The sequence below is a fragment of the Neobacillus sp. B4I6 genome (assembly GCF_050434045.1).
In the GTDB taxonomy this organism is placed as follows: Bacteria; Bacillota; Bacilli; order Bacillales; family Cytobacillaceae; genus Neobacillus.
Genome location: NZ_JBNPWB010000002.1, coordinates 1,977,197 through 1,994,091, shown reverse-complemented (window position 1 = coordinate 1,994,091; position 16,895 = coordinate 1,977,197). Strand labels below are relative to the sequence as shown.

General features: G+C 38.2%; 14 protein-coding genes and 2 pseudogenes. 15 read left to right on the top strand and 1 reads right to left on the bottom strand.

Features of this window, described 5'->3' with window-relative positions:
* Positions 1-84 precede the first annotated feature (84 nt).
* The 15 genes and pseudogenes from QF028_RS11960 (at position 85) to QF028_RS11890 (ending at position 16,255) form a co-directional block, all read left to right on the top strand.
* Positions 85-303 (top strand): substrate-binding domain-containing protein, encoded by a 219-nt coding sequence (locus QF028_RS11960; RefSeq protein WP_429465652.1) that lies wholly within the window; start codon positions 85-87, stop codon positions 301-303.
* A 504-nt stretch (positions 304-807) separates the two neighbouring features.
* On the top strand, positions 808-2,118 hold the full coding sequence (locus QF028_RS11955; RefSeq protein WP_429465650.1) for an MFS transporter: 1,311 nt from the start codon (positions 808-810) through the stop codon (positions 2,116-2,118).
* Positions 2,119-2,443: 325 nt separating this feature from the next.
* The gene (locus QF028_RS11950) at positions 2,444-3,454 is read left to right on the top strand and encodes a LacI family DNA-binding transcriptional regulator (RefSeq protein WP_429465648.1); all 1,011 of its coding nucleotides are present in this window, start codon (positions 2,444-2,446) and stop codon (positions 3,452-3,454) included.
* 322 nt (positions 3,455-3,776) lie between these two features.
* The gene (locus QF028_RS11945; protein ID WP_429465646.1) at positions 3,777-4,775 is read left to right on the top strand and encodes a zinc-dependent alcohol dehydrogenase; all 999 of its coding nucleotides are present in this window, start codon (positions 3,777-3,779) and stop codon (positions 4,773-4,775) included.
* Positions 4,775-6,541 carry a thiamine pyrophosphate-binding protein gene (locus QF028_RS11940; protein ID WP_429465644.1) on the top strand — a complete coding sequence of 589 codons (1,767 nt, stop codon included), beginning with the start codon at positions 4,775-4,777 and terminating at the stop codon, positions 6,539-6,541. Before QF028_RS11945 ends, QF028_RS11940 begins: the two co-directional genes overlap by 1 nt.
* Before the next feature lie 105 nt (positions 6,542-6,646).
* Positions 6,647-7,603: a hydroxymethylglutaryl-CoA lyase gene (locus QF028_RS11935; RefSeq protein WP_429465642.1), complete on the top strand. Its 957-nt coding sequence runs from the start codon at positions 6,647-6,649 to the stop codon at positions 7,601-7,603.
* Between the two features lie 97 nt (positions 7,604-7,700).
* The gene (locus tag QF028_RS11930) at positions 7,701-9,134 is read left to right on the top strand and encodes an aldehyde dehydrogenase family protein (RefSeq protein WP_429465641.1); all 1,434 of its coding nucleotides are present in this window, start codon (positions 7,701-7,703) and stop codon (positions 9,132-9,134) included.
* A gap of 102 nt (positions 9,135-9,236) precedes the next feature.
* Positions 9,237-10,064 (top strand): sugar phosphate isomerase/epimerase family protein, encoded by an 828-nt coding sequence (locus tag QF028_RS11925; protein WP_429465639.1) that lies wholly within the window; start codon positions 9,237-9,239, stop codon positions 10,062-10,064.
* A gap of 141 nt (positions 10,065-10,205) precedes the next feature.
* Complete coding sequence (locus QF028_RS11920) at positions 10,206-10,475, top strand: hypothetical protein (RefSeq protein ID WP_429465637.1); 270 nt, start codon at positions 10,206-10,208, stop codon at positions 10,473-10,475.
* A 31-nt stretch (positions 10,476-10,506) separates the two neighbouring features.
* Positions 10,507-10,794 (top strand): annotated as a pseudogene (locus tag QF028_RS11915) (PTS transporter subunit IIC); the annotation flags it as partial.
* Between the two features lie 1,186 nt (positions 10,795-11,980).
* Positions 11,981-13,164 (top strand): annotated as a pseudogene (locus QF028_RS11910) (acyl-CoA dehydrogenase family protein).
* The gene (locus QF028_RS11905) at positions 13,151-14,023 is read left to right on the top strand and encodes a transporter substrate-binding domain-containing protein (protein ID WP_429465634.1); all 873 of its coding nucleotides are present in this window, start codon (positions 13,151-13,153) and stop codon (positions 14,021-14,023) included. The pseudogene QF028_RS11910 and the gene QF028_RS11905 overlap by 14 nt, the downstream one beginning before the upstream one ends.
* A 21-nt stretch (positions 14,024-14,044) precedes the next feature.
* A complete protein-coding gene (locus QF028_RS11900) occupies positions 14,045-14,752 on the top strand; it encodes an amino acid ABC transporter permease (RefSeq protein WP_429465632.1) in 708 nt (235 codons plus the stop codon).
* Between the two features lie 11 nt (positions 14,753-14,763).
* Positions 14,764-15,477, top strand: a complete 714-nt coding sequence (locus QF028_RS11895; protein ID WP_429465630.1) for an amino acid ABC transporter permease — start codon at positions 14,764-14,766, stop codon at positions 15,475-15,477.
* 22 nt (positions 15,478-15,499) lie between these two features.
* On the top strand, positions 15,500-16,255 hold the full coding sequence (locus QF028_RS11890) for an amino acid ABC transporter ATP-binding protein (RefSeq protein WP_429465627.1): 756 nt from the start codon (positions 15,500-15,502) through the stop codon (positions 16,253-16,255).
* A 481-nt stretch (positions 16,256-16,736) separates the two neighbouring features.
* Here QF028_RS11890 and QF028_RS11885 read toward each other — a convergent pair whose 3' ends face one another.
* Entirely contained in the window at positions 16,737-16,892 is a 156-nt protein-coding gene (locus QF028_RS11885) for a hypothetical protein (RefSeq protein WP_429465625.1), read from the bottom strand.
* Between the last annotated feature and the right edge of the window lie 3 nt (positions 16,893-16,895).

The window sequence follows — 16,895 nt, the reverse complement described above, 5'->3', positions numbered from 1 at the left end:
TTGCGGATGCACCTCCTACTACCGTGCAGATGATCCCGAGGAACGCCAAGAAATGCGATTCCTCGTTTCGTGGCCCATGGTGTCATGTTGGGATTGATTGATGGAGGAAAAATACCAGGGAAAGATATTACAGTCCTCAGATTTGATAATGTATCAGAATCATATTTATATAATCCTCCCTTGACAACTGTTTCTTCTTTTGCCCTGCAGATCGGTTTTGAAGCTGCCAATCTTTTGCATCAAAGAATTATCGGCCTTGATCGAGTCTGCAAAGAATCATCATTAAGCCGGAATTGGTTGTAAGGAGTTCTTCTTAAATGTATATCTGGAGTGAATTCAAAAATATCACCGCAGGATATACATTTCGTTGCTCCTAAAGTTGTTTAATGCCTTGAAATTTAAAATGAGAAAATAGTCACAAAAATTTAAAAAATATGTTCAAACTAATTCTTTTATTATATAATTAAATTATAGATTAAGTAGATCGATCTACTAAAAAAATTAGATCGGTCTAATTTTTAAACGGGGGGTGAAAAACAAAAGTGAAAGGTTTTATTCTTGGGTAGTGAGCGTAATTTAAAAGATTGGATATATCAAATAAATATCTATGAAAGTTATCATTGAATTTTGTAAGCGTTATCCGAGTCTTTGATATTCTAGTTTACAAAATTTATAAATTTGATCCCTTTACTATTTTATTTGAGATTCAGTCTAATTACAGTTTAATTTTAATTAAAATGTAATCGCTATCATGTTGTGTATTAGCAAGAGGACAAAAAAGTAGGGAAACCGATAAGGGGGATTTAAATGGCACAAGTAGCACGGAAATCAATGACAATACCATTGAAGAAACCAACGCGCGCTCGCTTCTCAATTTTGGCACTTCTTTTTATCATTACAGCAATCAACTATCTTGATAGAACTAACCTCTCAGTTGCAGCATCTTCCATTCAGAAGGATTTAGGCTTAAATCAGGTTACACTCGGTTTGATCTTTTCGGCTTTTGGCTGGTCCTATGCCTTTATGCAGATTCCAGGCGGCTGGATTTTAGATCGATTTGGTCCTAGGTTAACGTATGCCGTATCGCTTTGTACATGGTCAATCACTACCCTATGCTTAGGGTTTGCAAAAAATTTTGCAGGATTCTTTGGGCTCCGTCTGGCATTAGGTATCACGGAAGCACCTGCATTTCCGACTAACAGTCGTGTTGTAGCTGCTTGGTTTCCAAAACAGGAACGTGCAATAGCTACGGGTGTTTACACTGCAGGTGAATACGTAGGCTTAGCATTCGCGACACCAATTCTATTTTGGCTATTATCGAATTTTGGCTGGCAAATGATCTTTATTGTAACGGGTATTGTGGGAATTCTATTTACATTTGTCTGGGTAAAGTACTATCGTGATCCAAAATACAGCAAAGCTATTAATAAAGAAGAGATGGATTACATACGTGAAGGCGGTGGACTAGCTGAAAATGCTGTTGAGAAACACAAGATCACATGGTCAGAAGTTAAACAACTGCTAAAATACCGTCAAATCTGGGGAATAAGTTTTACACAATTCTCTGTGGCGTCAATGCTGTACTTTTTCTTAACATGGTTCCCAACCTATCTTGTTCAAGAAAAACATATGTCCTTTATCAAAGCCGGCTTTATGGGGTCTCTACCGTATATCGCCGCATGTGTTGGTGTTTTACTGGCGGGAGCTTGGTCGGATAAAATGGTCAAAAGTGGTAAATCCTTAACAGTTGCTAGAAAAACGCCAATCATTACGGGAGCATTAGGTGCATGTTTAATCGTTCTGGCCAACTACACCCAAGTACCTGGCTTAGTAATAGCAATCATGTCTGTTGCCTTTTTCTCACAAGGTATGGCAGCAACTGGGTGGGTTATGGTTTCTGACCTGGCTCCAACTAAACTAGTAGGTTTGGCAGGTGGTATTTTTAACGTCGCCGCTAACCTTTCAGGGATCCTAACTCCAATTATTATCGGTATCATTGTCCAAAAAACACATTCATTTACAGGTGCTTTAATCTATATGGCCGTTCTTGCACTTTCTGGTGCATTATCACTTCTGTTTGTTGTTGGTAAGATCCAGCGTCTGGAGTTAAAAGAATAGTTATTAAGTGGTGAAGAGGATTTATCTACATGTTTTTTCGATAACATTCTTTTAACCAGCATAAAAAGGACTTCCCTCTTGATGGATATGGATTACAATCCTTATCTGATAAGTTGGTGAAGTTCTTTTTTTCGATATTCCTTCATGGTGTCTATAGAATTGCCACCATGAAGTTATACCCTCATATGATTGACATTATTTCTATTTCAAAATTATAATTTAGTTGTCTTTTATTTTTTAAAATTTTTTAGAGAATGTGTAGTTGCTTTTTTCAAGTCATAACTTGTTAGTACACATTTTATAAATAGTTAGAGGGTGATTTTTCATGGAGGAAAAAAAACGTGTTACCCTGATGGATGTTGCCAAACATGCAGGTGTATCCCGAGCAACCGCTTCACTTATAGTTCGAGGAAGTCCCAAGATAGCTGAAAAAACGAGGAAAAAGGTTTTAGCGTCAATGCGGGAACTGGGATATGTTTATGATCGTGTTGCTGCAAATATGAGATCCCAAAAAAGTTCGTCCACTGTTGGACTAATTATTACCGATATCGCCAACCCTTTTTATACTGAGCTGTTAAGGGGGGTTCATAATGCGTTGGAAGAGGCGGGTTACGATGTCTTCCTTGGCACTACGTTTGATTCAGATACCAGGCAAGAGCAGCTGATATCGAGAATGCTAGAGCATCGGGTAGGGGGAATCATTCTATGCCCTGTGTCAGACAGTTCAAAAGCAACAATAGAACGAATAAAACAAATTGACATTCCTATCGTTCTTGCCGTTCGAGAATTGGAAAATGTGATGTGTGATTATGTAGGAATTGATTATGCTGCAGGAGCACAAATGGCAGTAAACCATTTAATTCAAAAAGGACATAGAAGAATTGCTTTTTTAGGAGGAACGTCAGAATCATCCGCCTGGAAAGAAAGAAGGCGAGGGTATTGTAGGGCATTAACACGAGCAGGGATTGAAATTGATGAGTCGTTGATAATTCAAAGCGCTGTCTCACGAGACGGTGGAACAGAAGCAGTTCAACAAGTACTTAATAATCCTAAACCACCCTCTGCCGCTTTTTGCTTTAACGACTTTGTCGCACATGGGGTACTGCAGGGTTTGAAAGTGAATGGAATAGAACCCGGAAAAGATATTGCGGTTGTCGGATTTGATAATAATAATGAAGCCCCTTTATATAATCCACCCCTAACTACTGTGTCTTCTTTTGCAAGACTTATCGGATCACAGGCGGCAAATCTCTTGCATCACAGAATTTTAGATCAGAATCGCGAAAAGCAACGAATCATTTTACAACCAGAACTCGTCGTCCGAAAATCATCATAAAGGCTAACACCTTTGAAAAGAGAGAGCACTTGAATGCTCTCTTTTATTTTAAGATGAATTAATTTTTAGATCGATCTATTTTTTTGAAGGAAATGTATTGCAAATATCAAAATTGTAAGATAATATAGTGATAACGCTTACTTAGCATGTTTTTTAAATTCTCAAGAAATGGGGTGGTGTTCAATATTCTTTAAAGCTTGGCTATTTTTTAGATCGATCTATTTTGTTCGAAAAAATTTTTTAACGATAATTAGATCGATCTACAAAACTATAAACTAGGTAATTATTTTTAAATCAATTAAATAGATTGGCGGTGAAGAGAATGTTGGGGCTATATATAAAAAATCCTGGTGAATTAGAATTAAAGAAACTTCCTTCCGTAACAGATATTAAGGAAGATGATGTAAAAATCAAATTAATATATGGTGGGATTTGCGGTTCCGACATTGGTGTATTTAAAGGAAAACTTGGTCACGCCAAGTACCCTCTAGTTCCTGGTCATGAATTAGTCGGCGAAATTATCGAAGTTGGTGAACATGTACCATTTACTGTAGGAACTAGAGTTGTAGTTACACCAAATACATTCTGTGATGAATGTGAAAATTGTTTAAACGGTAGAAAAAATATTTGTATGAATAAACTTTCCCTTGGTGTTAATATTTCTGGAATTTTCTCTGAAGAAATTACCATTTCATCAAAGTATGTGTTACCAATTCCTGAATCATTACCAAATAAAAAAGCAGTACTGATTGAACCTTTTGCAGTAATTGTTCATGCCTTTCAAAAAGTTAAAATATCAAAAGATACTTCTGTTTGTGTGATTGGGTGCGGGACGGAAGGTATGCTTTCAATTGCATTAGAAAAATATTTAGGGGCACAAGTTACTGCTGTTGATATTAACGAAAAGAAACTTGAGAAAGTACGTAATGGGTTTGCAGGAGTTAAAATAGCCCTCCCTCAAGAAATACAGGGAGAAGCGTTTAATATTGTAATTGAAGCTGCTGGAGCAAGAGCTTCTGCCGAACAAGCGTTACAAATTATTAAACCAGGCGGAACAATTGTATACATAGGGTTGGCTCCTGAAGCTACTTTCCCAATTATGCATATTGTTCGAAACGAAATTACTATAAAAGGTTCGATTATTTATAGTTTTCCTGAGGATTTCGAAAAATGTGTTGAATACCTAATGGATGAAGATTTTAATATTAAACCAATAGTTTCAAATATTTTTCCATTAAGCCATTTTGAAAGGGCTTATGGTGACGCTATTTCAGGTCAATATGGCAAAATTTTAATTGATTTTAGGGAGGAGCAAAATTAATGAAAGAACTTATTTCTCGCCAATTAGTAAAGTACCTCGAAGATAGAGGAATCGAACACATCTTTGGACTATGTGGACATACCAACATTGCTGTCTTATCAGCATTGGAAACGAGCTCCATTAAATTTGTAAATGTAAGACACGAGCAAATTTCCGCCCATATGGCAGATGGATATGCACGAGTAAAAAAACAAGCAGCTGTTGTTTTAAGTCACGTAGGTCCGGGTCTAACTAATGCATCAACAGGGGTGGCTAATGCTGCTTTGGATTCCATCCCAATGGTTGTTATTGCCGGGGATATACCAACCCATTATTACGGAAAACATCCACACCAAGAGATAAACTTACATGCTGATGCAACGCAATATGAGATTTATCGTCCATTTGTAAAGCGTGCATGGCGTGTGGATAGTCCACATTTATTCCCTGAAATCTTAGAAAAAGCATTTCAATTATCGGAAAGCGGAAATCCTGGTCCAGTTTTAGTATCTGTTCCAATGGATATTTTTTCAAAAGAACTCGAAACTTCTTGGTTTGAAAAAGTAAAGCATAATACAAAAGCGTTGCACAAGCCTTCAATTGACGATGAAACAGCTAAGAAAATTATTCAAACATTAGCAGCTGCAAAAAATCCTGTGTTCTATGTTGGCGGCGGGATCATGCTTGCAGACGCCTCCGAAGAGTTAAGAGAGCTTGTTGATCACTTAAATATCCCAGTCGCTCATTCTTTAATGGGAAAAGGTGCTGTTTCAGATGACCATCCATTAACATTAGGTATGACCGGCTTCTGGGGAACGAAATTCATCAATAATAAATGCAAAGAAGCTGATTATATTTTAGCATTAGGAACTCGGTTTGGCGAAGCAGACAGCAGTTCTTGGGAACCAGAATATACGTTCAATTTCCCGCCAACAAAACTTATTCAAATTGATATCGATCCAACTGAGATTGGTAGAAACTACCCTGTTGATATCGGTGTTGTTGCAGATTTAAAAAAAGCATTGGCTGTATTAAATCGTGTTGCTAAAGAAATGTATCCACATGAGTTGCAGCCGGTATACCTGGAATCTCTAAAAGCAGAGATTGAAGCTTATCGAAAAGAGTTCAAGGAGAACAACCAACAATATATTCACGAAAATTGCTTCCCAATGATGCCTCAACGAATCTTGGAAGAGGTACGTGAGGTGCTTCCAAAGGATGCAATTATTACGACTGACGTTGGCTGGAATAAAAACGGTGTCGGACAGCAATTCCCAATTTATGAAGCTGGCTCGATTCTTACACCTGGTGGCTTCTGTACCATGGGATTTGGGGCACCAGCAGCCTTAGGGGCAAAAATTGCTGCTCCTGACAAAGTTGTAGTTTCTTTAGTTGGTGATGGAGGATTTGGTCAAAATCCAGCATTGCTTGCCACAGCGTTTGAGGAAGATATCCCGGTTGTATGGGTAATTATGAATAACTTCGCGTTTGGAACAATTGCAGGCCTGCAAAAGGCTCATTTCGGAACTACTTTAGGGACAGTGTTTACAAAAGATGATCAGCCATACTCACCAGACTTTGCAGCCATTGCAAGAGCATATGGAATTGAAGGAATTAAAATTCAAGCTGCTGAAGAATTTAAGCCGGCTTTAGAAAGAGCCATCAAGGCTAATAAGCCAGTCGTTATTGATGTTGCAATGTTGAATAATCCTGTACCAACAGATGGGCATTGGAATATCATGGATATCTATTCGCCAGGTAAGAAAGTACACCACGTTACTGTGTGACCATGGAATAATCATTCCACTATTGCTGTTCTCTATAAAGAGAGAAGTGAAATAGATTAATAGAAAACTTGGTTTTATATGTGATTCTAAAATGGAAGTGATAAGATGAGTTTTTCAACTGACCTGAAGCTGCCTTCAAAAGTGATTGTTTGTGAAGTGGCACCACGAGATGGCTTTCAAGCTGAAAAGGAATGGATTCAAACCGAGAATAAGATTGCAATTATTAAAAAATTAGCAACAACAGGAATCCAATCGATGGAAATCACTTCTTTTGTTCATCCAAAGGCGATCCCGCAGTTAAAGGATGCAGAAGAAGTAGTAAGACATTCACAAGAGTTGACCGGAATTAAATTTCGGGCTCTAGTTCCTAATGTTCGGGGGGCAGAGCGAGCAATTGAATCAGGAATTAAAAAGTTGAAGCTGATGTTATCTGCATCGGATTCACACAGCTTATCTAATGCTAACTGCTTAACGAAAGAGGCACTGGATGGCTTTGCTCCAATTATTGAATTAGCCAGTAAACATGATGTCAAAGTTGGAGGATCTATTTCAGTTGCTTTCGGCTGCCCTTTTGAGGGAAAAGTTCCAATCGACCGGCTCGACACTATTATTGAACGATACATTGGTTATGGAATTGAAGAAATCTCTCTAGCCGATTCAACAGGAATGGCGAATCCAAGACAGGTTTACAACACTGTTGGTCATCTTCGAAATAAATTTCCGGATATAACTTTTACAATGCACCTCCATAACACAAGAGGAATGGCGATTGCCAATGCAGTTGCTGCAATGCAGCAGGGAATCATCAATTTTGATAGTTCAATTACAGGCTTAGGGGGCTGTCCATATGCTCCTGGTGCAACAGGAAATGTTGCAACTGAAGACCTTGTTCATACATTGTCTGAGATGGGGATTGAAACTGGTATTAATTTAGAAGCACTCATTAATGTTGCAAAGGAAGTTAAGCACATAATAGGCCATGATGGTGGCAGTTATATGCTGCAGGCTGGACCATGTTCACAATTATATGCGGCACCAAAATCACAACTAAAGCTTGGATAATAATTAGATCGATCTACCAATCTCTTTGTATCTACAATTCTTCTAGATCCTTTTTGGATATTTAAAATTCATTTTAAAATTTTAGGAGGTAATTATTTTGTCAATTACTGCTGTTAAAAAAACAAAAGAAATAACACCAGAACAAGAAGAACTACTGGATGAAGCGTTTGAAAGAGCTCAAAAAGCATTCGAAGTTATTAAAAGCTACAGCCAGGAACAAGTAGACCGCTTAATCCGAGTTGTTGCTTGGGCTGTTGCAAATAAAAAGACTTTTGAACGTATTGCAGTTATGGGCGTTGAAGAAAGCGGCTTAGGTGATCCTGTTAATCGTGTCGGAAAACGCATGAAAATTCGTGGGGTACTTAGAGATGCATTACGTGAAAAGAGTGTTGGTGTTATCGAAGAAATCCCTGAAAAAGGTATCAAAAAATATGGGAAACCAGCAGGTATTATTGCTTCACTCATTCCAACAACCAACCCGGAATTAACACCGGTAGTTACAGCCATTTATGCGATTAAAGCTCGTGATGTTGTGATCTTCAGTCCACATCCACGTTCAAAAGGTACTTCGAACGAAGTAGTTCGTTTAATGAGAGAAGCTCTTCAAAGAGAAGGCGCGACGGCTGATATTCTGCAATGCTTACCAACTGTAAGCAAAACCCTAACAACCGAATTAATGTCTCGTGCTGACTTAGTTATGGCAACAGGCGGTCAAGATATGGTTCGTGCAGCTTATAGTTCCGGCACTCCTGCATATGGCGTAGGTAAAGGTAACGCGACAGTTATCATTGATGAAACTGCGGATGTAAAAGATGCAGCTCACAATACCATGTTAAGTAAAACAAAAGACTTTGGCTCCGGTTGTTCCGCAGATGGTAACTTAATCATCCATGAATCTATTTATGATCAAATGGTAGAACAGCTTCAAGCAGAAGGCGGATATTTAGTAAGCAATGAAGAAAGAGAAAAACTTCGCGTAGTCATTTGGGATGAAGAAGGACATCGTTTACCAGATACGGTTGCGATTTCTCCACAAAAACTTGCTGAAGCTGCTGGCTTTAGCATTCCGGAAGACCGCAAATTCATCATGGTAATCAGTGATGGTGTAGGAAAAGGTAAAGTATTCGCAGATGAAAAATTAACTACTTTACTAACTCTTCACAAATATGATGGCGAATTTGAAAATTCATTGAAAGTGGCTGAAGGTGTATTTGAAAACGGAGGGATTGGTCACTCTTGCGGGATCTACTCATTTAACGACGAACATATTAATCGTTTAGGTGAGTGGGGTCCATTTAGCCGGATCATGGTTCGTCAACCTAATTCAATCGGTAATGCGGGCTCATTTACTAATGGTATGCCCCAAACCTCTTCAATGGGCTGTGGTACTTGGGGCGGAAATGCTACATCTGAAAATGTTTCTCTAAAACATTATATGAATACAACTTGGGTTTCTAGTCCAATTCCGGAAGACAGACCATCAGATGAAGAATTATTTGGCGAATTCTACGATCCAGAATTAGAAAAATAATAACTAGCTACTGGCAAACGTTATCACTATTATTTTCATATAAAAAGACACAAAAGGATAAGAATATCGCCTTCTGTGTCTTTTTTATAAGGGAGAGGTACGATGAAAAAACAATATTCTTTAGCCTATCTTACAGTACTTGGTTGTCCGCCACCTGAGATGATTTATATCGCTAGTCGAGTTGGATATGATTATGTTAGCTTACGTCCTATTTATATGAGTCTACCTGGAGAGCCAAACTTTTCACTTGAAAATAAGGAATTAATGAGGAAAACGAAAAAGGCGCTTGCTGAGACAGGTGTTAAGCTTCTTGATATTGAACTAGCGAAGATTTACGATGGCGTGGATTTGAGAAATTATCTTTCTGCTATGGAAGCAGCTGCGGAGCTGGGTGGAAAACATGTTCTCAGCAGCATCTGGTCGGACGATCACAACTATGGTATCGAGCGATTTGCTGAACTGTGTGAATTGGCAAAACCATTCGGGCTTACAGTCGAATTAGAGTTTGTTCCAATCGCAAGCGTCCACAATCTTGCAGGTGCCCACGACGTTCTTCGAACTGCAAAACAGGAGAATGCTGGTCTTATGATCGATATCCACCACTTTCATCGTTCAGGTGATAAAGTGGAGGACCTGGATTCTGTACCACGGGAATGGTTCAGATTTCTCCATCTTTGCGATGCTGTTAAGGAAATTCCTACTTCAATGGAAGAAATGACACGAATTCTTCGGGAAGAACGCCTATATGTTGGAGAAGGTGGTATTGATGTTGCAAGTATTATAGATCGAATTCCAGAAATTCCATGTTCGATAGAATTGCCAAACATCAAGCGTGTTAAAGCATTTGGCTATGAAGAACATGCGCGGCGATGCTTACAATCAGCAAACAAATATTTTGATCAACATTCTAGTTTAGAGTTATGCAGTTAAGAATACGAAGACAGAAAATCTTCCAACTATAATCATTACTTACCGCGCGGTGATTTTTTTCACTGATGCGTTTTTTTGTACGGCTTTTTTTTAGAGTTAACCTATCATTATGTTGTTACGAAAAGTAAGTGGTGCCATGCTTTGTGCCCAAATTTTACAAATCAAGTATCCTCTAAAATTCCTGTTTCGGAACCTATAGAAGGGAAAGTCCGATTTAATGGCTCATTAGATGGGAAGGTCGTTTTTGATGGTGACTGGTGGTATGGTTCAGCAACGAATCTTACAGTTGGGAAATATTATAGTGTAAAATATGACGCTGCTGCAGGTTCTCAATATTTAATTATAATAAATGACGCTGGAGAAGAAGTTAACTTTAGAAAATCTACAATAGAGGCATCGTTATCTGGATAAATAGATTGTAATCAAGCGTGGAACGTCTAGGGTATCGATGTTTATTCTCCCTATCGTTGGTTTAAAGGTAATAGTTCCAGGTCTAGTACCACACTTTTTTACAGGTGCAGCTTCAGGGGTATTTGGAAATGTTACAGGCGGTCGACGTGGTGCTATGATTGGATCGTTCGCCAATGGACTCATCATTAGTTTTATACCAGCTGTTTTATTAGTCTTCTTAGGGAATGTTGGTTTTGAAGGAACTACATTTGGTGATTCAGACTTTGGAGTAGTTGGAATTTTAATAGTAAGTATTATGAAATTATTTGGACTAGCTTAATAGAAATAAAGTAGCGGTAAAGACATAATCACTTTCACTATACATCGTTTCAACAAATATTCTCGAAAGCATGTGGCTTCCATATCTCTTAAGGTAATGGAACGAATCTTAAGTTGTATGATAGTATCATTATCATCGAAACGATCTAAAGCATCTTCCTTTTTAAAACGAAACTTCACAACTATTAAAATAGAAAAACTCGGAACTAAGCTAGGTTCACTACTTTGGATTACTTTAACATGTAAACTATATTTTTATCGAGCCAATTAAGTGCAGAGTAAGTATAGGAACCTTACCAAAGGTGGATTGCTTCGGATACCGTCATTTGTGGAATGGAATAAAGTGAAAGAACTTTTAGGATGGGATCGTAATGGTTCCATCCCTTTATTATTATATACAAAACGATAATGAAGGAATGCACTTAAAGTAACCGGCAGTAGTTCAATCATAAGAATAAAATTCTACCATTTGCAAAAAGTAAAAAAGTGGTAGTAATTATATTTATCAAAACAGAACCCTGTGAGGACGACTGTTTGACATAAGGATTGATACTTAATGTTCTGTATAGCAGTGTGTATAATGGATGTTTTAGTAGCGTGGTTATGGGGAGATTGGAGAAATTGGAAGAAATATCAGTCAACCATATTATATATCATTACATGTGATTTGCTTTATAACTTTCTAACATATCTTCACCCTTTATGGGAGTATGAACCAACAAATATTTACCCGAACCACACGATAAGAAGTATTATTACTATGTTTGTTGCTTACCCAAGCGTAATTCTCGTCTTTTAGGGCGTTACCCCTTAAGTCTACTTTTTTCTCTAGTAATAGTTTTTATATCAACATCAAATTTAATTGCTAAGTCATTTAGGCTCATTTGGTGAATTTTCCTTAAAACAAATACCAGTAACCCATAGAAAACAAATTTTAAAGTCTCTTTACGGTGCAGATCTTCTTGATGATTCATATGAATCTGGAGTATGTAAATTAGTTAATGGAAATACAAATTTAAATTCCTAGTTGACACATTGGATTAATGTACTTATTATAATGTAATAGATACATAATATTCCAAAAAATTATTTAAACTTATGAGCTTAGCTTATCAGTCAACTGAAGGCTGCTTCCATTCTAAATGGGAGCAGTCTTTTTTATTAATTATTAGGAGGGAGCAAAGAGCATGCAGGACTTATTTGTAAAAAATAGCAAGCAGCGTAAGTGGCTTGAACGGCTGTACCCATTAGAAGCGGACTTTAAAGCACAAGCCTCGCAAATCGACAAGGAGGGCAGCTTCCCTAGAGAGAATATCCAGGCGTTAAGAAAAATCGGTTATACAAAATTGACCTTACCAGAGGAATTTGGCGGGTCAGGATTTTCTCTATACGATACCATTCTTTTACAAGAAAAGCTGGGAAGCTATGATGGCAGCACCGCGTTATCGATTGGATGGACATTAATGACCGTTGGAGAATTATTTGAAAATCGGTATTGGGATCCAGAAAAGTTAGACTTTTTTGCTGAAGAAGTGAACAATGGGGCCATCATTAACCGAGCAGTAAGCGAAATGGCTACAGGCAGTCCCATTCGCGGGGGCAGGCCCGGAACAAGCGCTAAGCGGGCAGCTGGCAAATGGGTGATTAATGGGCGGAAGAGCATACAACCTGCTCACCGGAACTGGATTATTTTTTAACTTCTGCTTGGATCGAAGAAAAAGGAACGGTAGGCTTTTTGCTGATTCCAAAAGAAGCGGAAGGACTAACCATCGAGGAAAATTGGAATGTAATCGCGATGCGTGGTACCGGCAGCCATGATCTAGTATTAGTAAATGTGGTAGTGGATGAGTCGGACTTGGTCGAAATCCCCAGTTATCATACGGGGTTTAAACTGAATGGCTGGGGTCTGCTGATCCCTGCCACCTATTTAGGGATCGCGCAGGCGGCCAGGGACTTTGCACTCGAATTTGCCAATACCCATTCGCCCAATAGTATTAAGGGTCCAATCGCTCAGCTGCCGAACGTGCAGGCTTTATTAGGCGAGATGGACTTGGAATTATACAAAGCAAGATTTGCCCTATATGGTACGGCAGAGGCTTACATTGATGAGGATCGTCAAGGGGATATCACAAATGAAGCACTTGTAGCCAAACATCTTGTGACCAACTCCGCGATTACCGTGGTCGACAAAGCTATGCGACTAGTCGGAGCAAAAAGCTTACAGCTGACCAATCCACTGCAGCGTTATTACCGAGATGTCCGGGCAGGCCTGCATAATCCGCCAATGGATGATCTAACCATTTTAAAATTAGCTCAAACAGCTATTCAACAATATGAATCTAAGGGAGGAAAAGACAATGAAAATGAATAAGTTTATTAAAATCGCCGCTACAGGAATCGCTTTAGTAACCCTCATCGCAGGCTGCGGCTCAACGGCAACAACTGGGGCAAAATCGGATGCGGGAGCTACTAAGAAAGAAGTCAGAAAAGTAAAAGTAGCGTTTGATCAAGGCGGTAAACCAATCGGATACCTAGATGAAAAGGGCAACCCAACCGGATATGAAATTGAAGTCATGGAATTAGTGGATAAGGCATTGCCAGAATATGAATTCGAATATGTGCCAACATCCAGTGAAGACTTATTGGTAGGGGTGCAGCAAGGCAAATATCAAGTAGGGGTAAAAAATGCCTGGTTCACAGAGGAAAGAACGAAGAGTTATATTTTTCCGAAAGAATTCCTCGGACTCAGCGGCGTTGGCATTTTGTTAAAAAAGAAAAACGAAAATATAAAAGACTTATCAGACTTTGCTAAAGCTAAGCTTTCGTTAGCACCTATTGCGGCAAGTAATGCTCAATATACCATTGTGGATGAATATAACCAAGCCAATCCAGACAATAAAGTTAAACTGGAAGCCGGAGATGCATTCTCAGTGGATGTCGTTCAATGGGTAAATGAAGGACGTGTAGATGGAGGCATTTATTTGGGAGCAACGTATGAAAAGCAAGTTCTTGCAAAGGATGGTCCTTACCATAATTTAGCAAATGGCCTTATTTATAATGAGTTTGCGGTCGTCAAAACGTGGCCATTATTCAACAAAAAAGAACAAGAATTTGCAGATGCCTATGATCAAGCCATCAAGAAAATAAAAGAGGAAAAGAAGACAAACAAACTGATGGTTAAGTTCTATAATACTGATTTATTTAAACTATTGGATACTGTAAAAAGGTAACCATCTAAAAAGAGGTGGAATATGCAAACGTATTTTGATAGTACCTACATTTGGGGAGCATTGCCACAACTTCTTTCGTTTTTACACGTAACCTTTATGGTTGCAGGTCTATCGGTTTTGTTCGGTACGATTCTAGGATTTATCTTAGCCGTAATGAAACTCGGAACGAGTACAGCTGCCAGAAAAATCGCCAATGGGTATACCACCATTTTAAGGTGTACCCCCTCTATTGTTCTTTTATTTTTAGTGTATTACGGGCTTCCGGCAATAGCCAGTAACTTTGGTACAGAACTGAATCATCTTCACACTTCGATATATGTTGTGATTACCTTTTCGCTGCAATTTGGGGCCTTCATGTCTGAGGTGATGAGAACGGCCTATGAAGCGATCGACCGGGGACAATATGAGGCAGCGGTTAGTGTCGGGCTTAGTCCTTCCCAGGCATTTCGGAGAATTGTGTTGCCGCAAGCATTTGTTGTCGCATTGCCCAATTTCGGCAACAGCCTCCTTGAATTAATGAAAGAAGGATCATTAGCGTATACCATTGGTTTGGTTGATATTATGGGGAAAGCAAGCCTTATTATTTCAAATAACTATAATTCTCATTCGTTAGAAATTTATCTTGCCTTATCTCTTATATACTGGGTTTTATCCATTTTGATTGAACAGTTATTTTCAAAGTTAGAAAAGATTTTTAGTAAAGGTAAACTGGTTATAAAAACGACATAGGGGGTGACAGCATGTCGGTCGGATTGGATGTCTCATTTTTAGTAAAAACCTTTTTTGTTGCATTATCTGGAGTGCCTATAGCCTTACTCATTACGATTGTCTCCTTACTCATTGCTCTGCCTTTAGGATTTTTGCTCGCCTTATCGCGGATTAATCGAATTCCAGTGATAAGCCAGTTGGCACGAGTCTATGTCTCGTTTGTGAGAGGGACTCCTGTCATTGTTCAAATTTTTATTATTTTTACAAGTGTTCCTCTACTATTGGCTCCCATATTCGAGAAGTATCATGTTAAAACGAGTATCTACGATATCAATCCGATTTGGTACGCATTTATTGTTTTCTCGTTGAATACAACGGCTATTTTAATAGAAGTATTTCGTTCTGCTATTAGCACGGTCAGTAAGGGGCAGCTGGAAGCAGCTTATTCCGTTGGGTTGAACAATGTGCAAGCGTTTAGAAGAATACTCATTCCACAAATATTAGTGGTGGCATTGCCCAATATTTGTACAGCAACGGTCAATCTCATTAAAGCTACCTCTTTGGGTTATGCTTTGTCATTGAGAGAGATTACGTTAAAAGCTCAAGTGGCAGCCAATGTTGGCTACAATTTTATTGAAGCGTACATCGATATCTTTCTTGTCTATCTCATTTTATGCAGCTTAGTGGAAACCTTATTTAAGTTGTATGAAAAACGGTTAAGAAAGTATAAAGCAGCCGCTGCCTAAGATCATGATTGGAGGCAAAGTCATGTTAGAGATTAAAAATATCCACAAGTCCTTTGGTAAGAATGAGATTTTAAAAGGAGTAGATTTACAGATTGATAGGGGTGATGTGGTTGTCATTCTTGGCCCGAGTGGCTCTGGTAAGACCACATTGCTTCGGTGCATTAACTTTCTTGAACGAGCCGATCAGGGGCAAGCCATTTTTGGTGATATTGATGTAAACCTTAAATCAGCAACCAAAAAACAAATACATCAAATCAGGCAAAAGATTGCTTTTGTGTTTCAGAATTATAATCTGTTTACGAATAAAACAGTATTAGAGAATGTGACAGAAGGTCTTATCATTGGAAGAAAGGTTCCGAAAGCAGAAGCCAATGAGCTGGGGCAACAGGCCTTGGCGAAGGTCGGATTGGCAGATAAATTGAATTCCTACCCTATTGAACTGTCTGGCGGGCAGCAGCAGCGGGTTGGCATTGCAAGAGCGATTGCGTTAAATCCAGATATTATTTTATTTGATGAACCAACGTCTGCACTGGATCCAGAATTAGTCGGTGAAGTCTTAACCGTCATGAAAAATATTGCAAAAGAAGGAACAACCATGTTAGTGGTGACGCATGAAATGTCTTTTGCAAAGGATGTAGCCAACCGAGTCATCTTTATGGATGGCGGTGTGATTGTAGAAGAGAATTCTCCAAAGGAAATTTTCTCACGACCAAAAGAAGAAAGAACGCAGCATTTCTTAAGACGGGTCATACCTGAGGATTTTATTTATAATATTTAATGAATGAGAAACCTCTAGAAATGGAGGTTTTTCTTCATTGCTCCCATCGCAATGTCTTGTAACTAATACTTTAATCTGATTTTGTATAAAAAGATTAATGTTTATTGATTTAGTTATAATTATATTTATTGGTTAAAATTAACTTTCATGTAAACGTGGATTAGAAAAAAACAAATTAGATGCATGGTTCTGGTTAATCCATTGGGATAAAAAAATCTAATAGATTATTAATCATCTATATTTAAGAGCTGTAAATTATAGTGGGCACAGAATGCCATCTGGTAAAGCTATTTCAACAATAACGTTGTTTAATATGATATCATCAACATATATGTATATGATATTCTTGTTATATTTGATATTGTATTAATTATCCTTATTTTTATTTTCAATATCCTCATTGTTTTTAATTTATTATTTAATGAAATGTAAACTATATAATGAACCAAGAAAAAACCATTTGATCCCTTTGGAGAAAATGCTAAAATTTATTTTTGTTTTCTTTAAAGGTAGAGACTAGCCTTAAAATAGTGGTATAACTTAGTTCTGGACATCTGTGGGAGTTTTGTATTTTGCCAGTAAGTGCTCTTTTTATTTCCGTGCTTAAATTATAATTCTCAAAACCTTTTTCACTCATGTG